Source organism: Paraburkholderia sp. GAS42 (assembly GCF_050436565.1).
Taxonomy (GTDB): Bacteria; Pseudomonadota; Gammaproteobacteria; order Burkholderiales; family Burkholderiaceae; genus Paraburkholderia.
In genome coordinates this window covers 149,938-173,095 of the sequence record NZ_JBNDML010000005.1, presented here as the reverse complement: position 1 = coordinate 173,095, position 23,158 = coordinate 149,938, and the positions used below count along the sequence as shown (strand labels likewise).

17 protein-coding genes are annotated in these 23,158 nt (G+C 61.5%); 7 read left to right on the top strand and 10 right to left on the bottom strand.

The window, feature by feature from the left end:
* The first annotated feature begins 11 nt into the window (after positions 1-11).
* Positions 12-3,047: an efflux RND transporter permease subunit gene (locus P3T16_RS10215; protein ID WP_429342166.1), complete on the top strand. Its 3,036-nt coding sequence runs from the start codon at positions 12-14 to the stop codon at positions 3,045-3,047.
* A 132-nt stretch (positions 3,048-3,179) separates the two neighbouring features.
* Here the strand turns inward: P3T16_RS10215 and P3T16_RS10210 are convergent, their stop codons facing one another.
* Genes P3T16_RS10210 through P3T16_RS10200 form a run of 3 tightly spaced genes read right to left on the bottom strand, consistent with a single transcriptional unit; the run spans position 3,180 to position 4,045 of the window.
* Entirely contained in the window at positions 3,180-3,398 is a 219-nt protein-coding gene (locus P3T16_RS10210; protein ID WP_429342165.1) for a GDCCVxC domain-containing (seleno)protein, read from the bottom strand.
* A complete protein-coding gene (gene merP, locus P3T16_RS10205; protein ID WP_429342164.1) occupies positions 3,398-3,685 on the bottom strand; it encodes a mercury resistance system periplasmic binding protein MerP in 288 nt (95 codons plus the stop codon). The genes P3T16_RS10210 and merP overlap by 1 nt, the downstream gene beginning before the upstream one ends.
* Positions 3,686-3,694: 9 nt before the next feature.
* A complete protein-coding gene (locus tag P3T16_RS10200) occupies positions 3,695-4,045 on the bottom strand; it encodes a mercuric transporter MerT family protein (protein ID WP_429342163.1) in 351 nt (116 codons plus the stop codon).
* A 67-nt stretch (positions 4,046-4,112) separates the two neighbouring features.
* Between P3T16_RS10200 and merR the strand changes: the two genes are divergently transcribed.
* On the top strand, positions 4,113-4,532 hold the full coding sequence (merR, locus tag P3T16_RS10195; RefSeq protein ID WP_429342162.1) for an Hg(II)-responsive transcriptional regulator: 420 nt from the start codon (positions 4,113-4,115) through the stop codon (positions 4,530-4,532).
* 354 nt (positions 4,533-4,886) lie between these two features.
* Positions 4,887-5,585 carry an SDR family NAD(P)-dependent oxidoreductase gene (locus P3T16_RS10190; RefSeq protein ID WP_429342161.1) on the top strand — a complete coding sequence of 233 codons (699 nt, stop codon included), beginning with the start codon at positions 4,887-4,889 and terminating at the stop codon, positions 5,583-5,585.
* 250 nt (positions 5,586-5,835) lie between these two features.
* Here P3T16_RS10190 and P3T16_RS10185 read toward each other — a convergent pair whose 3' ends face one another.
* From P3T16_RS10185 to P3T16_RS10170, 4 genes are all read right to left on the bottom strand, one after another.
* Positions 5,836-6,351 (bottom strand): prolyl-tRNA synthetase associated domain-containing protein, encoded by a 516-nt coding sequence (locus P3T16_RS10185; RefSeq protein WP_429342160.1) that lies wholly within the window; start codon positions 6,349-6,351, stop codon positions 5,836-5,838.
* 60 nt (positions 6,352-6,411) lie between these two features.
* A complete protein-coding gene (locus P3T16_RS10180) occupies positions 6,412-7,824 on the bottom strand; it encodes an aspartate ammonia-lyase (RefSeq protein WP_429342159.1) in 1,413 nt (470 codons plus the stop codon).
* Entirely contained in the window at positions 7,817-8,800 is a 984-nt protein-coding gene (locus tag P3T16_RS10175; RefSeq protein ID WP_429342158.1) for a LysR family transcriptional regulator, read from the bottom strand. The genes P3T16_RS10180 and P3T16_RS10175 overlap by 8 nt, the downstream gene beginning before the upstream one ends.
* A gap of 67 nt (positions 8,801-8,867) precedes the next feature.
* Positions 8,868-10,265 carry an MFS transporter gene (locus tag P3T16_RS10170; protein WP_429342157.1) on the bottom strand — a complete coding sequence of 466 codons (1,398 nt, stop codon included), beginning with the start codon at positions 10,263-10,265 and terminating at the stop codon, positions 8,868-8,870.
* 790 nt (positions 10,266-11,055) lie between these two features.
* Between P3T16_RS10170 and P3T16_RS10165 the strand changes: the two genes are divergently transcribed.
* From P3T16_RS10165 to P3T16_RS10150, 4 genes are all read left to right on the top strand, one after another.
* Positions 11,056-11,892, top strand: a complete 837-nt coding sequence (locus P3T16_RS10165) for an IclR family transcriptional regulator (RefSeq protein WP_429342156.1) — start codon at positions 11,056-11,058, stop codon at positions 11,890-11,892.
* 505 nt (positions 11,893-12,397) lie between these two features.
* Positions 12,398-13,819, top strand: coding sequence for an MdtA/MuxA family multidrug efflux RND transporter periplasmic adaptor subunit (locus P3T16_RS10160; protein ID WP_429342155.1), 1,422 nt, complete (start codon positions 12,398-12,400; stop codon positions 13,817-13,819).
* Positions 13,820-13,836: 17 nt separating this feature from the next.
* Positions 13,837-16,971, top strand: coding sequence for an MdtB/MuxB family multidrug efflux RND transporter permease subunit (locus P3T16_RS10155; RefSeq protein ID WP_429257046.1), 3,135 nt, complete (start codon positions 13,837-13,839; stop codon positions 16,969-16,971).
* Positions 16,972-16,974: 3 nt separating this feature from the next.
* On the top strand, positions 16,975-20,289 hold the full coding sequence (locus tag P3T16_RS10150) for an efflux RND transporter permease subunit (RefSeq protein WP_429342154.1): 3,315 nt from the start codon (positions 16,975-16,977) through the stop codon (positions 20,287-20,289).
* 48 nt (positions 20,290-20,337) lie between these two features.
* On the opposite strand, the gene P3T16_RS10145 is transcribed toward P3T16_RS10150, so the two are convergent.
* The 3 genes from P3T16_RS10145 to P3T16_RS10135 form a co-directional block, all read right to left on the bottom strand.
* Positions 20,338-20,802 (bottom strand): hypothetical protein, encoded by a 465-nt coding sequence (locus P3T16_RS10145; protein ID WP_429342153.1) that lies wholly within the window; start codon positions 20,800-20,802, stop codon positions 20,338-20,340.
* A 111-nt stretch (positions 20,803-20,913) separates the two neighbouring features.
* Complete coding sequence (locus P3T16_RS10140; RefSeq protein WP_429342281.1) at positions 20,914-21,453, bottom strand: peroxiredoxin; 540 nt, start codon at positions 21,451-21,453, stop codon at positions 20,914-20,916.
* Between the two features lie 103 nt (positions 21,454-21,556).
* On the bottom strand, positions 21,557-22,882 hold the full coding sequence (locus P3T16_RS10135) for an EAL and HDOD domain-containing protein (protein WP_429342152.1): 1,326 nt from the start codon (positions 22,880-22,882) through the stop codon (positions 21,557-21,559).
* Between the last annotated feature and the right edge of the window lie 276 nt (positions 22,883-23,158).

The window sequence follows — 23,158 nt, the reverse complement described above, 5'->3', positions numbered from 1 at the left end:
CCGACAAGAACATGCTCAAAGATATCGCCAGGCGGCCGCTGCTCTGGGTCATGCTGTATGCCGCCCTGATTGCCTACGGCATCTATGCGCTTCTCAACATTCACGCTGAAGTCCTGCCGCAGTTCAACCTTCCACAGGTGAGCATCGTCGCCCAACTGCCAGGAGCGACGACCCTGGACCTGGAAGGACTGGTTGCAAGGCCCGTCGAAACCGAACTGTCGTCGCTCCAGTCCCTGAGCGACGTGCGGACCGTCGTAGGCCAGGGTTCCGTCAAGATTGAAGCGCGATTCGCGGAAGGGACGACCGCCGCAACCGCGCTGCAAGACGTCAATGGCGTGATCGGACGCGTCAATGGTTCTCTACCGAAGGGCACGAGCCTTACCACGGAAATCTCCGGCAACGCGATAAACGAGGTCGCGGATTATGCAATCCAGATTCCCGACGGCGTGGACGCGTCGCAGGTCCAGCGCATCGTGGAATCAAACCTCGCGCCACGCATCCGGGCAGTTCCGGGCGTACAGCGCGTTTCGGTGGCCGGCCCGGGCGCGGACGCGATATGGATACGTCCCGAGGTTGCGAAGCTCCAGCGTTTCAACGTCTCTGCGTCGGCGCTCGCGGCATCGCTCGATGCGACGACGGCAATGGTGCCGAGTGGATATGTCGACCTCGGACACCAGGATGTTTTCATCGAAGGCCGAAACCTGCCGACGAAACCTTCCGATTACGCTGGCGTGCCTGTCGCGACACCCGGCGGGACGGTCCCTCTAGGTTCGATTGCGGACGTGGTCCGGTCCGCGCTCCCGTCTCATCACGCGGTCAAGCTCGACAACAGGCCAACCATTGCGCTAATCGTTTTCAAGCAGCCAGGCGCCTCCACCCTACCCGTCGTCAACGAGGTCGACAGGACACTGCACGAACTCGAACCCCAACTGCCTGGCGGCGCCCGCTTCGTGCGTATCTACAGTCAGGGGCATATTGTCGGTGTGGTCGCTGCTGATTTGAGCAGGAATCTCGCCATCGGCGCGGTACTTGCCGTTGCGGTCCTGTTCTGGATACTCGGAGCGAGTCGCGGCATATGGGCGCTCGCCTTGAGCATCCCGCTCTCACTGCTGCTCGGTATTGCAGGGCTGTATCTGGCCGGACAAACGCTGAATCTGCTGACGTTCGGCGCCTTGTCAGTGGCCGTGGGGCTGCTCGCCGACGACGCCATCATTGTGCTGGAGAGCATCTACCACCGTTGGGAGGCTGGCGACGGCCGGTGGGAAGGTGTTGCACGTGGTTTGCAGGACATCGCCGGTCCGGACATTTCCGGGACGATGACGACCGTCGCCGTATTCCTGCCGCTTGCGTTCGTGGGCGGCCTGGCGGGACTGTTCTTTGTTCCGTTTTCTCTGGCGATGACGGTGAGCCTGATTGCGTCGCTACTCATTTCGCTGAGCCTGATTCCGCTCGTGCTGGGATTCATCGGACCTCACGTCGAGAAGCGCGCAACATCAGGGGCGCGCGCAGTCGCGTGGCTCAAGAGCCAGAACTTGCGCCTGTTCGACTTTGCCCTGCGTCGCCCGCAGGTTTCGCTCTGGACTTGCGTGGCCATCTTCGTGGTCTCCATCGCTGGCCTCGCGCTGGTCCCGGTCGATTTCCTGCCGCTGCCCAACGAGGCAGTGCTGCTTGAGAGCTTTACGCTGCCACCAGGGACATCACTGCATGATGCTCAGGATGCCGCGGACCGCATCGCTTACCGATTGCTCGGCCTGGAACCTGTGGCGCACGTGTTTTCACGCGTGGGCTCCGCGTCGGGAACGTCCTACACGGAGCCGGCGTACGCCGGGGAGATTCAGATTGCGCTGAAGCCAGATGTGAACGCGAGCAGTCTCGACAAAATCGGACAACAGGTTCTGGACGCATCGAAGCTGCCTGCCGTACAGACCGTGATTGGGACGCCAACCCTGGAGCGGGTGGGTGAGACGCTTTCCGGATTGCCCCAGCCATTCGTCATTGACGTGTATGGCGATTCCATCACAACCTTGCAGTCGCTGTCGTCGGAAGTCACGCGCCGGCTGGCCGCTGTGCCCAAGCTCTCGGACGTCTTCAACAACGACGGCTATCCCATCACTGAATTGCAAATCACGCCCAAACCAGGCGGTCTTGCACTCCATGGCATCACACCCGCACAGCTTTTCTCGCAACTGCATATCCTGCTGGCCGGTCAAACGGTTGCGACGGTTCCCGAAGGCAACGGTCACCTTGACGTGTTTGTGAGACTGACCGACCCGACACAACTGTCCATCGAACAGCTCAATCAGATTCCCGTGATGGCCAGCGGCTGGGTTGCGTTGGGCGACGTGGCCGACGTCCGCATGGCAACCGGACCCAACGTCATTAGGCATTTGAACGGACTCCGTGCGGTTGAGATACTGGCAACACCTACCGCCCCTCTCGGGCAGGTGATTTCAGCTTCCAGACAGGCGCTTGCGACGCTTTCCTTGCCGGCAGGCTACGAAGTGAAGTTTGGCGGCCTGTACCCGCAACTCGAACGTGCTGCGCTGAATGTCGGCGTCGCAGCGGTGGTGGCACTGGCACTGATGCTGGGCATCCTGACACTGCAATTCGATGGCCTGCTCGTACCGAGCCTGCTGTTGCTGCAAATGCCACTGGCGTTCTCGGGCGGCGCAATTGCCCTGGCGATGAGCGGCGTTGGTCTTAATGCCATTGGCCTGATAGCGCTTCTTACCCTGATTGGGGTGAGCTTGAACCACGGCATTGTGCTGCTGCAACTGGTGAAACGAAACGAAGCACAGGGACTCTCCGTGGTCGACGCCGTACGCGACGCGGTTGAGGTGCGTTTCCGGCCGATTCTGCTGACGGTCCTGACCGCGTCGCTAGGCCTGTTGCCCACCGCGCTCGGCTTCGGCAAGGGCGCGGCGCCCGAACAGGGGTTGGCCATCGTCACGCTGGGCGGTTTGGTCTGGAGCGGCCTGCTTAGTACAAACCTGCTGCCGGCGCTTTATGTGTACAGGCGTGAGAAGCAGCGTCAGAAAGTATCCTAGGCGTGTCCAGTCGTGACATCACTCCGTCGGAGGCATAGCTTCATTCCTCGGCCCGTTGCTATAAATGCCAAACGCCGATGCGAGTCGGATGCCGGACCGCACTTGTGCAAGGCCGCGTCGCGAGTTGTCACGTTACCCGGCCGCGCAGCAGGAGCCAGACTGCTGCATCGGCGGGCACTTGCTGGTGCCGTACGAGCAGTACACACAACAATCCCCGGGTTTTGGCTTAAGCACTGCCTTGCATTGCTCGCATTCGTAAAACCACACACAGGCGTCGGTGGGCATCGTCTCTTCTTTCCTGTGCCCGCACCCCGAACACGTGATGGTGGAATCCAGCACGACTGCAGCCATCACTGCACCTGCTTGACGTGAGACGGATAGCCCGCGTCGGCCGTGGCGTTCGTCAACGCGTCGACCGAAGCCTTCTTCGGGTCAAATACCACCTCCGCGCGTTTGCTCGCGAAGTCGACCTTTGCCGAGGTCACACCGGGCACTTTCTCAAGTGCCTTGCGAACCGTAATCGGACACACAGCGCAATCCATGTTCGTGACGTCAAGGGTGACCGTGCGAAGTCCCTCGGCGAGCGCCGTGGATGCGGTCAGCGCCGTCGCGACGAGCACAGCAATCAGTTTCTTCATGGCAGGTACTCAATAGAAGAGCGGCGCATACAGGGGGAACGACATCAGCGCGAGCGCGGCCGGCATCACGACCCAGAAAATGATGCGTTGACGATGTCGCACCGAAGGCACCGCGCAGGCTCCGCCCACCGCGCATTCTTCGGACCTGGCGTAGAGCCTGCGGAAAGCGACCGCGAAAAAGGCGATGGATAGGGCGACAAACAGGGGTTGGAACCGCTGCAACGCGGTCAGGCGCGAGCCCCAGGCGCCCCCGACTCCCAGTACGACGAGAAGCAAGGGGCCTGCGCAGCAAGCGGATGCCCCAAATGCCGCAGCACATCCGGCGAGCAGGGAGCCGGTGGTGGCCCAGCGAGGTCGCATGGCACTTCCTTTTCGGACTGGTTGAGTCTAGTCTAGGTGCGTACCTGAGTACGGAGTCAAGCGCACCATGCAGGAAATGACCATCGGACAGCTGGCTCAAGCGGCAGAGGTCAACGTCGAAACAGTGAGGTACTACCATCGTCGCGGGTTACTGCCGGCGCCACCCCGCCCACCAGGCGGCATCCGCCGATACCCGACAGCCGTATTGACGAGGCTTCGCTTTATCAAGCGGTCCCAGTCGCTTGGCTTTTCGCTGGATGAGGTGGAAGCGCTGTTGTCTCTGCACGATGGTCAAGCGTGCAACTCCGCGCGCGCTATCGCCGAACACAAGCTTGTCGATGTGCGCCAGTGCATCCAGGATTTGTCCATGCTGGAAGCCGCGTTGGCGACACTGGTACGGCGCTGTTCGACGTCGAAAGGCAAGGTGTCGTGTCCACTTATCGACACGCTCTTGAACGGCGATGAGCTGACCCCGTCAACGCGTTAGCGCCAGGTGTGCCGGTAGCACACACCACGGCCGGCATAACCGGGACAGGGCTAACCAGTGTGACGAGTCTGGCGGTCAGCAGGCCACCTGCGATATACCGGCAACCGCCACGCGAGAGGCGCAATCATTTCGTCTCCTGGACGTCTAACAATATCGGCGAATAACGTTTAGCATTGCGGTCTACCCAGAGATAAGCACAGCCTTACAGCCTTCATCCTCGCAAACTGACAGCCATCCTTACTCAGCACCAACGCGGTTCGAGACGACGGTTTAGAATCACCGGGATACACAGCGAGACCGGTAGCAACGCACGGTATGTGCGGCCGAACCGGTTCTACCAGGTCCGGAGGAATCGTGAACCGAACTGAGACTGCTTTGATTGTGGGTGCGGGAAAGGGATTGAGTGCTTCGCTCGCGCGACTGTTTGCGGCAGAGGGTATGCACGTCGCGCTCGCAGCCCGCGATACCAGCAAGCTGACGGACCTCGTCGACGAGACGGGCGCTCTCGCCTTGAATTGCGACGCCAGTCGGCCGGACGATGTGAAGGCACTCTTTGACCACGTAGAAGACGCATTCGGCGCTCCTGACCTCGTTGTGTACAACGCGAGCGGCCGCTATCGCGCGGCTGTCGAAGATGTCGAGGCAGAGAAACTTGAGGATGCGCTCAAAGTGACCGCCATCGGTGGCTTTCTCGTAGCCCAGGCCGCAGCGGTTCGAATGCTGGCCCGCGGCAACGGCACCATTCTCCTGACCGGCGCTACGGCGAGCGTGAAAGGTCTACCCGGTTCGACGCCATTTGCAATGGGCAAATTCGCGTTGCGGGGAATGGCCCAATGTATGGCGCGAGAACTCGCTCCGAAAAATATTCATGTAGCGCATTTTGTCATCGACGGCGGTATCGCGAGTAGCCGTCCTCAACCGGACGATGCCATCAATGGCGACAAATGGTTGAACCCTGACGCCATCGCCATGGAATACCTCCATATCCATCGCCAGCATCGTAGTGCGTGGACATGGGAGGTAGAACTTCGTCCTTGGGTAGAGAAGTTTTAGCGCGCATCTCGGCCATGGAACGGAGAAAGAGCCGGCTTCGCATTGACACCGAAAGCTTCGTACCCCCTCCGCGCCGGCTCAAGAACTATGCCGGTTATACCGTAACCGCCACCAGCGAGTCGTTTGACTCGCTGAATCAAACAAAAAGACCGAGGAAGCAGAGTGCGGGACACGTGGCACGGCCACTGGCGCAAGCGGCTTGAGGCCCCGGCTGCGCGGCGACAAAATCACCAACGTCGGATGGATGGCTCTAATCGGACGCACGTCCAGCGAAGACCAGCCAGTCTGCAGGGTGGTCTACGCTCGCGAGGAAATCATCCAATCCAGCTCGAGAAAGCGAGACACTTGCATTGTTCTCAAGCGGGTGGAACAGAAACGTTGATTCTCCGGCCAGTTCCGAATCGATGACGAGTCGTACACGTTTGGCTTCATCATTGACCAACGCGAGGGGGCTCAGAGAGCCGGGACGTATCCCCAGCAACTCGAAGAGCTTGTCTGCGGATGCGAACGAAAGCCGCTTGCTGCCCAGCGCTTCGGCGACCGCAGACAGGTCTAGCGACTTCGTAGCGGTTGTCACTACGAGAAAGTGGTGGCCCTTCTTATCCTGGAGGAGCAGATTCTTGCAGCGTGCACCTTGCAGAGAAAGCGTCAACATTCCGGACTCGGCCATATTGAGCACCGAATCATGCTCCTCGCAGAAAAACGGTATATCCCTTTGTTTCAGGAGATTCAGTAGTTCGTCTTTTCCTGGCATGCTGTCGTTCATATAGAGTGAAGAGCGAGCCGACCCGGAGCGGCTCCAGGTCGGCTCGCTCGCAGCGAACGCTTACGCGTCAAACACTGGATACGACGCCTTGCGGATTGCCGCGACGGTGTCTTCCTTAGAAAGCAGTCCGGACTCGTCCAGAATCGAGACCAGGGAGCGACCTTCGGCCACGGATTGGCGCGCAAGCTTGCTTACACGAGCGTAGCCAATCTTCGGAACCAGTGCCGTGGCAACTGCCATGGATTCCATCAAATGCTGCTCGTTGCGCGCAACATCAGCCTTGATGCCCGTGACGCACTTCCGCGCGAAGCGCTGAATGCCGTTCGTGAGCAGCGCGATGCTGTCGAAAACGCGCGACGCGACCACGGGCTCGAAATGGTTGATTTCCAGTTCGCCGTACTGCACTGCCTGCGCAACTGCAACGTCATTTCCAACAACCGCAAAGCTCAGCTGAATCATCGCCATCGGCAGGACAGGATTGACCTTACCCGGCATGATGGATGACCCGGCCTGCGCTTCCGGCAGCTTCAGCTCCCCGAGGCCGCCGACAGGACCCGACGACAGGACTGTCAGGTCAGACGCGATTTTTGCGAGAGAAACAGCGCAAGTACGAAGTTCAGCTGAAACGCGTGAGAACACATCCATGTTCTGCATTGCATCGAACGAATTCGCCGGTGCCTGGTAATCCACACCAGTGATGCTGCGAAGGTGCGTGTACACATCGGCACGGTAACCCGCGGGCGCGCCGAAGCCGGTGCCAATTGCGGTGCCGCCCAAAGGAAGTGTCCGGAGCTTGTCGCGGACCGCCACAAGTTCCTCTGCCAGACGCTCCGTCAGAGACGCGTAGCCGCCGAAGAGTTGACCCAGTCGCATCGGCTGGGCGTCCTGCAGGCAGGTCCGGCCCAGATGCAGCACGTCAGCGAATTCAGTGGCCTTGCTATCAAACAGTGCGGCAAGCTGCGTGACCTCTTTGATTAACGGGTCGAGCATTGCGTACGTCGCAATTTTCAACGCCGCCGGATAGGCGTCGTTCGTAGATTGGGACAGGTTGACGTGGTCATTCGGATGAATCACTTCATAGTTTCCGGCTGCATGACCCAAAAGCTGCTGGGCGCGATTGGCGATGACCTCGTTGAAGTTCATGTTGGTGGATGTCCCGCCGGACCCCTCCATCAGGTCGACCACGAACGAAGAGTCAAAGTGCCCCTCGATGACTTCCTGGCACGCTTTGACGATGGCCTCACATTGCTCTCTGGTTACGACCTCGCTGTCGCGGTTGGCCAGCGCAGCAGCCCACTTGACCTGGGCGAAAGCGTCCCGGAACTGCGAGTAGTGAGCGATGTTCAGAGACGAAACCGTGAGGTTGTCAACGCCGCGAACCGTGTTAACTCCGTACAGCTTGTCAGCTGGAATGGTGACCTCGCCGACATGGTCACGTTCAATTCTTTGTTCACCTTGAGCAAGCTTATTCATAGGAATTCCTTTCGCCAACGGTAATAAGGTTCTCTATTTCTCCGCCTAAGGCTTTCAGCCTCGGCATGAATGACGTTTCAATTACCTCGCGCGCTGTATCGCAAGCGTCATCGAAGAAAGCGTTGTATTCGTCCCGGCGCGCCACCAGATAGAGTGAGCGCTCCAGTCCCAACTTCTCAACCACATGGGTCGCAACGTTTCCTGCATGGGTCACTCCCTGAAGAAGACACATCGGGGACGTGATGGCCCATCCAATTCCTTCCGCGACCATTGAAGTCAAAGCATCGGCGTTGTCCAGTTCAAGCCGGTTCGGAAGTCGTACTTCAATCCGCCTCAAATACCGCTCAATCTGCATTCCAACCTGCGATGTGCGATTGAAACGAACGATGGGCAGACTGTTGCCAAGCGCTCGCACATCCTCGATGGTTCGCACGGGCTTTCTGTGCTCCTTCGGCGTTATGACAAAGTAGCGCTCCGAAAAAAGTCGATACCGAACTACATCATTGGCGTCTATCAGCGGGTCGCTCGTGACGATCAGGTCCAGATCGCGGCGCAGGAGCGCCTCTCCCTGCTGCGGACTCAATCCGGTACGTATCGACAACTGTGAAACTTTTCCCAGCAGGTTTTTCGTAAATACCGAGCCGCAAGTAGACGCGAACGAATCGACCAGTCCGATGCGCAGGTCCGGTTTGATGCCGCGGCCGGCTTCGACAACCTGTGCCTTCAGATTTGCAATCTCTTCGCTTAAAACGGCGCCTCGGTTCCTAAGTGCTATGCCAAAGGGTGTTAGCGCCAGTGGCCGAGTTGTGCGGTTCACCAGCACGACGCCCAGTTCTTCCTCGAGTTGCCGAATGATTTGCGACACGCCAGATTGAGATATACCCAGCCTGGCTGCCGCCGAGGACATGCTTCCCTCTTCGGCGACGGCGACAAAGACCTGTACTGCATACATATCGATGGGTTTGTTTGGCGACATGGCGCGTCCTGACAAGAGCGTACTGGCCTGTGTTCTCGCGTCCGGACCGCCGGCTTTCGATGGGCAATCAGAACCGTGTTTTGCTGCGGCCCAACGCTGAGGTAGCGATGGATGTGTCATGTCGCTCTTCAGCTATCGGTTGGTCTTCTCCAGCAGCATCGGACTTTACGTCCGAGAGGTTTTCCTCACCAGTTTCCGGAGCCAGCATATGACAGAAGACTCCGCCGAACAGCAGCACCGCAACACAGACACCCAACGCAGCGTGAATGCCAACGTGCTGAACTGCGAGCGGCAGCAGGAATGTGCTGATGGCCGAACCGAAGCGGCTTGAGGCGACGGCCAGGCCGACGCCAGATGCTCGAAGGTGCGTCGGGAAGAGTTCGGGCGGATAGACGAATTCGAGGTTTGCTGCGGCCGACAGAATGCATGCGAAGAGCCCGAACGCCAGCATCGTGCCGATGGGTCCAAAGCTGGCGTAGGCGAGCACAGCCAGGGCAAACGCCGCAAAGTAGAAGGTCCCGATGAGGAATGTGCGACGGGAGAGCTTATCGACGAGCAGCAGGCCAATCACTGCGCCGGCAAAGAGCAGGATGTTGTAGACGAGGCCGCCCACGAACTTGTCTTTTACTTGCAGAGCCTCAAGAACCTTCGGTGAAAAGGTGCCCAACGCAAAGTAAGGAATAACCTGGCACGTGTAGAAGACGCAGCCAACGATAGTGTTCTTGCGCCAACGCGGCGAGAACAGCTCCGACCAGGCGCCGCGACGCTGTTGAGGCGCCACGGTCGGCTTCGAAAGCATGACCTCTCTACCGAACTTGCGACGGATGATGGCAAGCGCTTCATCGCTGCGACCTCGCTTCATCAGCCACATCGGCGATTCGGGCACGACGAGCCGGAACGGAAGAATCAGCAGGGCCGGAACTCCACTTGCTGCAAGCATGAGGCGCCATGCGTCAGGGCCGATATCCCGCATCGCGAAGCCGGCCAGGTAGGCACCGACGTAGCCGGCGGCCCAAGCCGCCGCGAGCACGCTAAGCAGACGTCCACGATAGCGACGAGGCGAATATTCCGTCACAAGGGATTTGCTTACAACGTAGTCGGCGCCGAGAATGAACCCGAGCACGAGACGCAAGACCAGCAACTGTGCAGGTGACGTCACGAAATACTGAGCGGCTGAGACTGCCGCGAAGAGCAACATGTCGAACGCAAAAATCGTCCGGCGGCCATACTTGTCCGCAATCGGGCCCGCCAGCATGCTGCCAAAAAAGAGTCCCGCAAGCGACGCCGCCCCGAGCAGTCCCATCCAGAGGGCATCGAGATGAAGCGGACCGGCAGCCATGCTGACGGCAATGCCGATAATCCCCAGCACGAAACCATCACTGAACTGGCCGCCCGTTCCGCTAAACGCGACGCCCACGTGGAATGGGCGCAGCGGCAAATCCTCCAGCAACACCTGTTTGTTCACAATCGTCTCCTGTGTCTCTCGTTCTGGCGCTCAAGTCAGCAGCGCCTTGGAAACCAGTTTATGGTGACGAATTCAAGAAAACAGCATGTCGCGACCTAGTATCACTAATTCTAATACTGAGACCCAGCCGTGTTGAAGTTGCACAAACACCAGGAAGCGACTGGTAGCCGTGCCGCCGGATTGGGCGTCAATACTGTCGCCAATATCGAAAACCGGGCACCCAATGCGGGGCGGTTTGCGCATCGACCTCGACGTGACAGCGCAGCCCGGAATTGCTGCAACGTGGCATAAAAAGGAGGAAACCCGCAGACTTTGTTGCACGCAAAGGGGCATTTTATGAATGCCGCAGACCTTGTTGTGCCGCAATGCGGACAAAAAAAAAAGCGCCACGTAACCGTGGCGCCTTAAAAAGTTCTAGCCATTCCGAGGGCCGTGCTAGAACCTGAGAGACGGGATCCGAAATTCGATCTTGCCCATCCGGCTCTGCCTAAACCCTTAAGCTCCAGCCTGAATCCGCACTCCGTGCCGTTCAGCCATGCGACAAAAAGATTCAAAACAAAGATGAGTAGCTCGTCTTTCGAAATGAGGTTCCATTTTTTATGTTTAAGCTGACTAAGTCAAGCAAAAAGTAGCCCACGCGTGCGCGTGCGCACCGAACCTTCCGATACAATGAATCTTCATAAGAAAAACGCTGGAGACGCTGTTTGAAAAGGCTTCGCAGGATTTTGCGCAGCCCGGATGACGGGTCGACCAGAGCGATTAAATTGAAATACAGTTCCATAAAAACGACATGAACAAGCGACTCACGTCCATCGGCAACGCTGATCCCCTTCAGGAAAAGGAAGGCTCCGGCGACGAAGTGACAGCGCTGGCGCGTGGCCTCACCGTCCTCCGGCGGATCGCCGCCGCCGATGCGCCGCTCAGCAACCGCGAGCTGACCGAATTGACGGGTATTCCCAAGCCGACCGTGTCGCGGATCACCGCGACGCTCGTCGGCGCCGGCTTCCTGTTTCGTCTGCCCGACAGCGAGCGCTTTGTGCTGACGTCATCCGTGCTCGAACTGAGCAACGGCTTTCTGCGCAACTTCGATATCCGCGCCCGCTCGCGGCCCTTCCTGATCGAACTGGCCGAACGCACTTCGCTGTCGGTGCATCTCGCCGTGCGCGACCGGCTCGACATGGTCGTGATCGACGCGATCCGGCCGCGCTCGGCTGTACTCGTATCGCGTCTGGAAGTGGGATCGCGGATGGACATGTGCCGCACGGCAGTCGGCCGGGCCTATCTGGCCGCGCTCAGCGACGCGGAACGCGACAAGCTGCTGACCGGCGTGCAGGCCGCCACCGGCGACGATTGGGGCCACCTGAGCAACCGCTTGCACACCGCGTTGCAGGAGACTGCCGAGCAGGGTTATGCGATTGCCGTGGGCGAGTGGCACGAAGGCCTGAACGCGATCGCGGCGGGCTTCATCGGACCGTCGGGGGAACGCTATGCGGTCAACTGCGGCGGCTCCGCTCAGCAATGCCCGCGTGAATGGCTGATGGAACGCGCGGCGCCCGCCCTCCTCGAATGCATCGAGAAAATCGTCTATGAGATCGGCGGCACACCCGGCCGGCGACTCGATACCTGACGCGATGACGAAAACGCTGCGTGCCGGTATCTCCCACCTTGCACATCTGTAACCAGGGTAATCAAACGAAAAATACGCCGCTGGACTGTAACAAGGGACGGGACGTAGCATCATGCTTTCGGGCGCGGCGGGCGACGCCGCCGGCTTGCCGGGCAGCTCACCGCATGCGGATCAAGGGGTTACGCAAGCGTCCCACGCGGGCTCCGGCGCGGGACGCAGTGTGGCCCAAAGCGGCCTTCGCGCTGGCCTCTTGCCCCTGCCGAACATTACACGTGTAACCCCTTTTCCCCGCGCCTCGCGTAGCATCGCGCAGGCACGGATGTCGACGCTACGGCCGATGCGTGAGGGCCGGCACATCGTGTGCGGACGACCGAACGCCGTCCGCAGCCGGCCGCCCGCGGCCCGCCGCCCGCAACCGGTCGTCTGCAACCCGTGATGCCGTGCATGTGCCGCGTATCGCGCCTTGCCCCATTCTATATTCCAAGCCAGCCACCTGACTGAACCGATGGACGAACAACAAAAGCTTTCGGAAACGCCGCGCCTCCTTGATCCCGCTCAACGACCGCCCGGCGCCACTGACACTCCCGGCGGCCCGGGCGGCACCGGCAGCGGCATACCGCCCGGCCCGAAGCGCCACCGGGGCCGCATGATCGCGCTGATCGTCGCGGTGGTGGTGATCGCGGGCATCGTGCTGGTGCGCTGGCATCCGTGGGGCGCCCCGAGCGGCGCCGCAGCGCCTGGCGGCGCCAGCGGTGCCTCCGCGGGTCGTGGCGGCCGCGGCGGCGCCAATCAGAACAACGTGCCGCAACCGGTCCACGTCGCCGCGGCGAAGCAGGGCGAAATGCCCGTTGTGCTGACTGCGCTCGGCACGGTCACGCCGCTGGCGAACGTCACCGTGCGTACGCAGTTGAGCGGCATCCTGCAGACGGTCGCCTTCCAGGAAGGTCAGATGGTCAAAAAGGGCGACGTGCTCGCACAGATCGACCCGCGTCCATATCAGATCTCCCTCGACAACGCGCAGGGCACGCTCGCGAAAGATCAGGCGTTGCTGCAAACCGCGCGTCTCGACCTGAAGCGCTACCAGACGCTGCTGTCGCAGGACTCGATCGCGGGCCAGCAGGTCGACACGCAGGCCTCGCTCGTCAGACAGTACGAAGGCACGGTCAAGTCGGACCAGGCGAACATCAATACCTTCATGCTCGACCTCGTCTACGCGCGTATTACCGCGCCGGTGTCCGGACGTGTCGGTTTGCGCCAGGTCGATGCGGGCAATTATGTAACGCCGGGCGATACGAACGGCATCGTCGTCATCACACAGCTTCAGCCGATCAGCGTGCTGTTCACGACCTCCGAAGACAACCTGCCGGCGATCACGAAACAGATCCGCACCGGCACGAAGATGTCGGTTACAGCGTATGACCGCAGCAATACGACTTCACTCGAAGCCGGCTTCCTCGAAACCATCGACAACCAGATCGACACCACCACCGGCACCGTCAAGCTGCGTGCAACGTTCCAGAACCCGAACGGCCTGCTGTTCCCGAACCAGTTCGTCAATACGCACCTGCTCGTCGACGTCATCAAGGACGCGGTCATCGTGCCGACTTCGTCGGTGCTGAACGGCTCGATGGGACAGTTCGTGTATGTCGTGAACCCGGATAACACGGTCACCGTGCGGCCGGTGAAGGTCGGGCCGGTCGACGGCGAACGCACCAGCATCAAATCAGGTCTGCAGGTTGGCGAACGCGTCGTGATCGACGGTTCGGACCGCCTGCGCGAAGGCGCGAAGATCACCATTCCGGCGGACCGGCCGAAGGGCGCTTCGGGTGCATCCGGTGCGGGTGCATCGGGCGCCGCCGCGGCTTCCGGCGCATCGGGCGCGCATGCGCATCGTCACAAGCAGGCGTCGCAAGCGTCGGCGGAATAAGGTACGGCTGATATCGCATGAACCCATCCCGCGCTTTTATCCTGCGTCCGGTCGGCACCGCCCTGCTGATGGCGGCGATCATGCTGGTCGGGCTCGTCGCGCTGCGCTTTCTGCCGCTGTCGGCGCTGCCGGAAGTCGACTATCCGACGATCCAGGTGCAGACCTTCTATCCGGGCGCGAGCCCGGACGTGATGACGTCATCCGTCACCGCGCCGCTCGAACGGCAGTTCGGGCAGATGCCGTCGTTGAACCAGATGTCGTCGCAAAGCTCGGCGGGCTCGTCGATCATCACGCTGCAGTTCAGTCTCGATCTGCCGCTCGATATCGCCGAGCAGGAAGTCCAGGCCGCGATCAACGCGGCGGGCAACCTGCTGCCGTCCGACCTGCCCGCGCCGCCGATCTACGCGAAGGTCAATCCCGCCGACGCGCCGATCATCACGCTCGCCATCACATCGAAAACGCTGCCGTTGACGCAGATACAGGATCTCGCCGACACGCGTCTCGCGCAGAAGATCTCGCAGGTAGCAGGCGTCGGTCTCGTGAGCCTCTCGGGCGGCCAGCGGCCTGCTGTGCGGATCCAGGCGAATCCGCGCGCGCTTGCGTCGTACGGTCTGAATCTGGACGACCTGCGCACCACGATCTCGAACCTGAACGTCAACACGCCGAAGGGCAATTTCGACGGCCCGACGCGCTCGTACACGATCAACGCAAACGACCAGCTAACCGACGCTGAGGCATACAAGAGCGCCGTCGTCGCGTACAAGAACGGTCGCCCGGTGATGCTGACGGACGTCGCGAACATCGTGCAGGGCGCGGAAAACACGAAGCTCGGCGCGTGGGTCAACAACACGCCCGCGATCATCCTGAACGTGCAGCGCCAGCCGGGCGCGAACGTGATCCAGGTCGTCGACAACATCAAGACGCTGCTGCCGCAGCTGCAGCAGTCGCTGCCCGCCGCGCTCGACGTCGAGGTCGTCACCGACCGTACGACGACCATCCGCGCCTCCGTGCGCGACGTCGAGTTCGAACTGCTGATGTCGGTCGTACTCGTTGTGCTCGTGATGTACCTGTTCCTCGCTAACATCTACGCGACGATCATCCCGAGTCTGTCGGTGCCGCTGTCGCTGATCGGCACGCTCGCGGTGATGTATCTGTGCGGCTTCTCACTCGACAACCTCTCGCTGATGGCATTGACGATCGCGACCGGCTTCGTGGTCGACGATGCGATCGTGATGATCGAGAACATCGCGCGCTATGTCGAGGAAGGCGATCCGCCTTTGGAAGCGGCGTTAAAGGGTTCGAAACAGATCGGTTTCACGATTATTTCGCTGACGGTGTCGCTCATCGCCGTGCTGATCCCGCTGCTCTTCATGGGCGACGTGGTGGGCCGGCTGTTCCACGAATTCGCGATCACGCTGGCCGTGACGATCGTGATTTCCGCCGTCGTCTCGCTGACGCTCGTGCCGATGATGTGCGCGAAGCTGCTGCGTCACACGCCGCCGAAGGAAAGCCATCGCTTCGAGGCGAGAGCGCACCAGTTCATCGATTACGTGATCGGCCGTTATGCCGTCGCGCTTACGTGGGTGCTGGACCGTCAACGCTCGACGCTCGTCGTCGCCGTGCTCACGCTGGTGTTCACCGCGCTGCTGTATGTGGTGATTCCGAAGGGCTTCTTCCCGGTGCAGGACACGGGCGTGATCCAGGCGATCACGCAGGCGCCGCAGTCGGTGTCGTATCAGTCGATGGCCGAGCGTCAGCAGGCACTCGCCGCGCAGATCCTGACGAACCCGGACGTGGAAAGCCTGACGTCGTTTATCGGCGTCGACGGCAGCAACATCACGCTGAACAGCGGCCGGATGCTGATCAACCTGAAGCCGCGCGACGAACGCAGCAACACCGCGAGCAACGTGATCCGCCAGTTGCAGCAGGACGTCGCGCATATCCCGGGCGTGTCGCTGTACATGCAGCCGGTGCAGGATCTGACGATCGATTCGACCGTCAGCCCGACGCAGTATCAGTTCATGCTGACCGACCCGAACATCACCGAGTTCGCGACGTGGGTGCCGAAGCTGGTCGACCGGCTGAAGCAGTCGCCGGAACTCGCGGACGTGGCCACCGATCTGCAGCAAAACGGTCAGTCGGTGTACGTCGAAATCGATCGCGCCACGGCCGCGCGTTACGGGATCACGCCGGCCACCGTCGACAACGCGCTCTACGACGCGTTCGGTCAGCGCATCATCTCGACGATCTTCACGCAGTCGAACCAGTACCGCGTGATTCTGGAAGCGCAGCCGACGATGCAGCATTACATTGAATCGCTGAATTCGATCTATCTGCCCTCTTCCACCGCTTCGGGCGGACAGGTGCCGCTGAACTCGATCGCGAGCTTCCATGAGCGGCCGTCGCCGCTGCTCGTCACCCATTTGAGCCAGTTCCCGGCTACGACGGTCTCGTTCAACCTGGCACCGGGCGCATCGCTCGGCGCAGCGGTAAAAGCGATCGATCAGGCAGAAAAGGATATCGGCCTGCCCGCGTCATTCCAGACGCGCTTCCAGGGCGCGGCGCTCGCGTTCCAGGCGTCGTTGTCGAACGAACTGTTCCTGATCCTCGCCGCGATCGTCACGATGTATATCGTGCTCGGCGTGCTGTACGAGAGCTTCATTCATCCGATCACGATCCTGTCGACGCTGCCGTCAGCGGGTGTCGGCGCGCTGCTCGCGCTGCTGATCACCGGGCACGATCTGGACATCATCGGCATCATCGGTATCGTGCTCTTGATCGGTATCGTGAAGAAGAACGCGATCATGATGATCGACTTCGCGCTCGAAGCCGAACGCGATCATGGCAAACCGCCGCGTGAGGCAATCTATCAGGCCGCCCTGTTGCGCTTCCGTCCGATCCTGATGACGACGCTCGCGGCGCTGCTCGGCGCGCTGCCGCTGATGCTCGGCACCGGCGCGGGTTCCGAGCTGCGCCATCCGCTAGGGATCGCCATTGCAGGTGGTCTGATCGTGAGCCAGTTGCTGACGCTGTTCACCACGCCCGTGATCTATCTCGGCTTCGATTCGCTGGCGCGTCGCGCACGTGCCCGCTTCCATCGTGGCGATGCGCCGAAAGACGCGCCGCCGCCGGCCACCGACGCGGGGAACTGAGCGATGAACCTGTCGCGTCCGTTCATTTCCCGCCCCGTCGCGACCACGCTGCTCGCGATCGGCATCGCGCTCGCCGGCTGTTTCGCGTTCGTGAAGCTGCCGGTGGCACCCTTGCCGCAGGTCGATTTCCCGACGATCTCCGTGCAGGCGAGTCTGCCGGGCGCGAGCCCGAATACCGTCGCGACGAGCGTCGCAAGTCCGCTCGAACGCCATCTGGGTTCGATTGCCGATGTCTCCGAAATGACGTCGACGAGTTCGGTCGGCTCCACGCGCATCACGCTGCAGTTCGGCCTGAATCGAGACATCGACGGCGCCGCGCGCGACGTGCAGGCCGCGATCAACGCGGCGCGCGCCGATCTGCCGGCAAGCCTGCGCAGCAACCCGACGTATCACAAGGTCAATCCCGCCGACGCGCCGATTCTCGTGCTCGCGCTCACGTCGAATACGCTACAGGCCGGCCAGCTTTACGACTCGGCGGCCACCGTCCTGCAGCAGTCGCTGTCGCAGGTCGATGGCGTCGGCGAAGTCGATGTGAGCGGTTCGGCCAATCCGGCCGTGCGCGTCGAACTCGAACCGCAGATGCTGTTCCACTACGGCATCGGTCTCGAAGATGTGCGCGCCGCGCTCGCCGCGGCGAATGCGAACAGTCCGAAGGGCTCGATCGAGTTCGGCCCGAACCACGTGCAGCTGTACACCAACGATCAGGCGACGAAGGCCGCGCAGTACCAAGACCTCGTGATCGCTTATCGCAACGGCGCGGCGGTGCATCTGTCCGATGTCGCGGAGGTGGTCGATTCGGTCGAGGATCTGCGCAACCTCGGCCTCATCAACGGCAAGCGCGCGGTGCTCGTGATCCTGTATCGCCAGCCGGGCGCGAACATCATCGAGACGATCGATCGCGTGAAGGCAATGCTGCCGCAGCTGAAAGCATCGCTGCCCGCCGACGTCGACGTGATCCCGACCGCCGACCGTTCGACCACGATCCGCACGTCGCTGAAGGATACCGAGCGCACGCTGATCATCGCGGTCGCGCTCGTCACGATGGTCGTGTTCCTGTTCCTGCGCAACTGGCGCGCCACCTTGATTCCGAGCGTGGCCGTGCCGATCTCGATCATCGGCACGTTCGCCGCGATGTACCTGCTCGGCTTCTCGATCGACAACCTGTCGCTGATGGCGTTGACGATCGCGACCGGCTTCGTCGTCGACGATGCGATCGTCGTGCTCGAGAATATCTCGCGGCACATGGAAAACGGCAAGTCGCGCATGGAAGCCGCGTTTGTCGGCGCGCGCGAAGTCGGCTTTACGGTGATGTCGATCAGTATCTCGCTCGTCGCCGTGTTCCTGCCGATTCTGCTGATGGGCGGCATCGTCGGGCGGCTGTTCCGCGAGTTCGCGCTCACGTTGTCGCTGGCGATCGGCGTGTCGCTGCTCGTGTCGCTGACGCTCACGCCGATGATGTGTTCACGTCTGCTGCGCGAGCATCACGAACAGAAGGAAGAAGGTCGCCTCGGACGCTGGCTCGAACGCGGTTTCACGTCGATGCAGCGGGGCTATGAGCGCACGCTCGGCTGGGCGCTGTTGCATCCGCGCCTGATTGTGACCATCCTGATCGCGACCATCGGCCTGAACGTCTGGCTTTACATCATCGTGCCGAAGGGCTTTTTCCCGCAGCAGGACACCGGCCGGCTGGTCGGCGGCATTCAGGCCGACCAGAGCACGTCGTTCCAGGCGATGAAGGTGAAGTTCTCCGAGATGATGGCGATCGTGCAGAAGAACCCGGCTGTCGACAGCGTGGTCGGTTTCACCGGCGGCCGGCAGACCAATTCGGGCTTCATGTTCGTCACGCTCAAGCCAAAGAGCGTGCGCGGCATTTCCGCCGATCAGGTGATCCAGCAGATGCGCGCGCCGCTCGGCGACGTCGCGGGCGTGCGCACGTTCCTGCAGGCGGTGCAGGACATCCGCGTGGGCGGCCGGCAGTCGAACGCGCAGTACCAGTTCACGCTGCTGTCGGATTCGACGTCCGATCTCTACACGTGGGTGCCGAAGCTGACGGAAGCGCTCCAGCATCGCCCTGAACTCGCGGACGTCAACTCGGACCAGCAGCAAGGCGGCCTCGAAGCGATGGTCACGATCGACCGCGCCACCGCGGCTCGCCTGAACATCAAGCCCTCGCAGATCGACAACACGCTGTACGACGCGTTCGGCCAGCGCCAGGTGTCGACGATCTACAACCCGCTGAACCAGTATCACGTCGTGATGGAAGTCGCGCCGAAGTACTGGCAGAGCCCGGACATGCTGAACCAGATCTGGGTCAGTACATCGGGCGGTAGCGCGAGCGGCGCGCAGACCACGAACGCGACCGCCGGCACGGTGACATCGGCCGCCACCAGTACGAGCGCGAAATCCGGCGGCACGGCAGGCACGACGGCTTCGAGCGCCGCCGCGATCGCAGCCGACTCCGCGCGCAACCAGGCGACCAACTCGATTGCCGCGAGCGGCAAATCGAGCGCGTCGTCGGGCGCGGCGGTGTCGACGTCCAAGGAAACAATGATTCCGCTGTCGGCCATCGCGAAGTTCGAGCCGGGCAATACAGCGTTGTCGGTGAATCACCAGAGCCAGTTCGTCGCGTCGACGATCTCATTCAACCTGCCGCCGGGCAAGTCGCTATCGCAGGCCACCGCCATCATCTACCAGACGATGACCGAGATCGGCGTGCCGGGCACGATCCGCGGCAGCTTCCAGGGCACCGCGCAGGCGTTCCAGCAATCGATGTCGGATCAGCCAATCCTGATTCTCGCCGCGCTTGCCGCCGTCTATATCGTGCTCGGGATGCTCTACGAGAGCTATATCCACCCGCTGACGATTCTGTCGACGCTGCCTTCAGCCGGTGTCGGGGCGCTGCTCGCGCTGCTGCTCTTCAAGACGGAGTTCAGCATCATCGCGCTGATCGGCGTGATCCTGCTGATCGGTATCGTCAAGAAGAACGCGATCATGATGGTGGACTTCGCGATTGAAGCATCGCGCCAGGGGTTGTCTTCGCGCGACGCGATCTTCCAGGCATGTCTCTTGCGCTTCCGGCCGATCATGATGACGACGTGCGCTGCGCTGCTCGGCGCACTGCCGCTCGCATTCGGCAGCGGCGAAGGCGCTGAACTGCGTGCGCCGCTCGGCATCGCGATTGTGGGCGGATTGATGGTGAGCCAGATGCTCACGCTCTACACGACGCCGGTCGTCTATCTGTACATGGACCGGATTCGCGTGCGCTGGGACGCGCGGCGTGAACGGCGTCGCGGCGGTACGACGCCGGCGGTGGAATAACAACGAAGCGCGGCGCCTTTGTTAAAGGCGTCGCGTGCTGTCCCGAAGTCAGAGCTTTTGCGCGGCCGCGAGCGCAAAAATCCTCGCCCATTGTTTCGCCTGCCGATCGCTCGTCATCGGCAATTGCCAGACCGGCTGCTTCGCATCCTTGACCGTCAGCACCACCTGCCAGCCGTTCGCGTTGCGTGCGGCATCGGCCTTCACAAGATCCGCGAAAATATACTGACCGACGGTATCGCCGACCCGCACCGTCATGAACCGCTTCGCGGCGGCCAGTTTCACCTCGCCCCACTCGCCCTTCAGTTCATGCGTCCAGTCGCCACCGTGGACATTCGCGGCCACTTCGCGGCGACGCCGCCACCACCACGCGATCGCCAGCAGCACAGCGATGCTGACGACCGTGGCCACCCCCACCGCCACGCCCAGACCAAACTGCAGCGACAGATAATCGAACGCCCGCACCGCGCCATAGATCAGCGCGATAAAGACAATCAGCAGAACCAGAATCGGCATTCAGCATCACCTCGATACGGATACAACGCACCGGCAAAGCAACCCACAAAAGCAGCGCGCACAAATGCAAAGCGGCGGAATCACCCGCCGCGTTTCATCTGAACGACACCGTCACTGCGGCTTGTGCGTCGCGGCCCACTCTTTCACGGCTTTCAACGTGTTCCCGACGTGCTGTTCTGGAGAGAGGCTCGTGTACTCATAGATGATCTTGCCGTCGGGCGCGATCACGTACGACACGCGGTTCGCCATCGATGCATGCATCGGCAGCCCCGCATCGTACGAGTCGATGATCTTGCTGTTCTCGTCGGCGGCTACGGGGAACTTGCTGCGGCATTCGCTGACCGAAAACTTCGTCAGCGTTTCGATATTGTCGTGCGACACGCCGATCACCGTTGCGCCGTACTTTTTGTATTCGTCGACTGCATCCGCGAATTCGTGCGCTTCGATCGTGCAACCCGTCGTGAACGCGGCCGGGTAGAAATACAGCACGACAGGGCCTTTTTTCAGCGCGTCGGCGAGTTCGTACGTGTATGTCTTGCCGCCCAGCGAAGCCTGCGTCTTGAAGTCAGGCGCGGTGTCGCCCGGTTTCAGCGTGGCGCTGGCAGTGAGCGCATGCAGCGAAAAGGCCGCTGACAGACAGGCGGCCGCCATCCACGGCCATTTTTTTTGTTTCATCATGGATTCCTTTCGAACGACTGATGTGCAGCATCGCGGGCACGAATCAGGCCCGATCACCGTGCCCGCCATGCTGCGTTCAGACGTCAGTATGCGCGCCGATCCACGACGCTGCAGAAAGGCTCAACTCGGCGAGCACGTCGGGTGTCAGCCCGGCAAACTCCGGCAGTGGGGTTCCACGCGCGATGGCGTCCACGTCCCCGCCCTGCTCGATCGTCTCGGTAATGCGCAGCAGCGTGCCGAGCGGACCGGCGTGGTGGACGATGGCATCGCGAATCTCCGGCGCGAGGCCGAGGCGGTTGAGCGTGCTTTCCGGCGTCGAATCGACCACCACGTGCACGAGCGAAAAGATGCCGGTCATGAAGGCCGCGTCGGAGAAACGGTCGTCGGACGGACGCAGCCAGTTGCCTGTCAGCTCCATGAAGCGCGAACGCGTGCCTGCGAGTTGCACGAGCGGATCGGAGCGCCACGGCAGGTCGCGACCGTCCGCATAAAGCAGCAGCTGGGTCCAGCGCGCGATCTGCCGCGTGCCGGTTGCGGTGATCGCCTGGCGCAACGACGAGATTTCGCGTCCGAGCCCGAACGCGCTCGAATTCGCGAGTCGCAACAACTGCACGACGACGCTTGGATTGCGCTTCAGTTCGTCTTCGATTTCGCCAATGTCAGGCTCGCGCGCGAGCAGCGCCAGCAGCCGCAACAGCGCGTCACGCGAAGGGCGCGGACGCGGTGCGCTCAGCACCTGCGGCCGGGCGAAAAAGTAGCCCTGGAACAGATCGAAGCCCAGTTCAACGGCGAGCGCGAAGTCTTCGTGTGTCTCGACCTTCTCCGCGAGCAGCGTCTTGCCGAGGCGCTTGATCGTCGCCGCCAGCTCGGGCAGCTTCGCGCGGTCGGTCAGCAGGAAGTCGACCTTGACGATGTCCGTATGCGGCAGCACCGCGAGCAGCGCATCGGAGAGTTCGACCACGTCGTCGAGCGCGATCTGGAAACCGGCGCGGCGCAACTGGCCGAGGCGCCTCAACACCCGGGCGTCGAAGGTGACCGTTTCGAGGATTTCGAGCACGAAGCGCTCGGGCGCCATCAGATGAACGATGTCGTCGAAGAGGAGTTCCCGGCCGATGTTCACATAGCCACGATGCTCGCCGAGCACCGCCGGGACGCCCAGACCGCCAATCGTGCGCGCGACCACGTGCGCCGTAGCCTCGGCGTCGTTGCTGACTTCGGCGAAATTCTGTTCGCCGGAGCGGAACAGCAGCTCATAGGCGGATAGCGCGCCCGTCCGGTCGAGGATCGGCTGCCGGCCCAGAAAGGCAAACTGGCACGCCGCAACGGCGCCCTCAGGCGCCTGCGGGTCCGCGCCGCTATTAGCGCGCGCAGAAGTTGATCCGGTCTCGATCGGTTCAGACATGTCTTTGGCAGATGGGATTCTGATGGACCACAGCGCGCGCGAATCGCGTGCCTGCGCTTCTGCTGGGATCTGGCGCATCGACGACATTTCCGCGCAACTGTAACCGAATCCGGAATTTATTACAGCCCCCATGGAAGCGCTTCCGGTATGCGTTGCTTTTTTGCTCCTTCGGCTAAAGATTTTCGCGTAAGGGTCGTTATCTCGTTCTGATGGGCGGGCTCGTGCCTCTGAGCCGCGCCACCGGAAACGGCGGGACCACTCGTCCGCCTGTAAGTG

What these genes read in the sequence shown, in the direction of transcription:
- P3T16_RS10175 (WP_429342158.1), bottom strand. Translation starts at nt 8,800, where the DNA reads ATGTCGCCAAACAAACCCATCGATATGTATGCAGTACAGGTCTTTGTC.
- P3T16_RS10200 (WP_429342163.1), bottom strand. Translation starts at nt 4,045, where the DNA reads ATGCGACCTCGCTGGGCCACCACCGGCTCCCTGCTCGCCGGATGTGCT.
- P3T16_RS10185 (WP_429342160.1), bottom strand. Translation starts at nt 6,351, where the DNA reads ATGAACGACAGCATGCCAGGAAAAGACGAACTACTGAATCTCCTGAAA.
- P3T16_RS10150 (WP_429342154.1), top strand. Translation starts at nt 16,975, where the DNA reads ATGAACCTGTCGCGTCCGTTCATTTCCCGCCCCGTCGCGACCACGCTG.
- P3T16_RS10165 (WP_429342156.1), top strand. Translation starts at nt 11,056, where the DNA reads ATGAACAAGCGACTCACGTCCATCGGCAACGCTGATCCCCTTCAGGAA.
- P3T16_RS10160 (WP_429342155.1), top strand. Translation starts at nt 12,398, where the DNA reads ATGGACGAACAACAAAAGCTTTCGGAAACGCCGCGCCTCCTTGATCCC.
- P3T16_RS10210 (WP_429342165.1), bottom strand. Translation starts at nt 3,398, where the DNA reads ATGGCTGCAGTCGTGCTGGATTCCACCATCACGTGTTCGGGGTGCGGG.
- P3T16_RS10145 (WP_429342153.1), bottom strand. Translation starts at nt 20,802, where the DNA reads ATGCCGATTCTGGTTCTGCTGATTGTCTTTATCGCGCTGATCTATGGC.
- P3T16_RS10135 (WP_429342152.1), bottom strand. Translation starts at nt 22,882, where the DNA reads ATGTCTGAACCGATCGAGACCGGATCAACTTCTGCGCGCGCTAATAGC.
- P3T16_RS10140 (WP_429342281.1), bottom strand. Translation starts at nt 21,453, where the DNA reads ATGGCGGCCGCCTGTCTGTCAGCGGCCTTTTCGCTGCATGCGCTCACT.
- P3T16_RS10215 (WP_429342166.1), top strand. Translation starts at nt 12, where the DNA reads ATGCTCAAAGATATCGCCAGGCGGCCGCTGCTCTGGGTCATGCTGTAT.
- merP (WP_429342164.1), bottom strand. Translation starts at nt 3,685, where the DNA reads ATGAAGAAACTGATTGCTGTGCTCGTCGCGACGGCGCTGACCGCATCC.
- P3T16_RS10180 (WP_429342159.1), bottom strand. Translation starts at nt 7,824, where the DNA reads ATGAATAAGCTTGCTCAAGGTGAACAAAGAATTGAACGTGACCATGTC.
- P3T16_RS10155 (WP_429257046.1), top strand. Translation starts at nt 13,837, where the DNA reads ATGAACCCATCCCGCGCTTTTATCCTGCGTCCGGTCGGCACCGCCCTG.
- merR (WP_429342162.1), top strand. Translation starts at nt 4,113, where the DNA reads ATGCAGGAAATGACCATCGGACAGCTGGCTCAAGCGGCAGAGGTCAAC.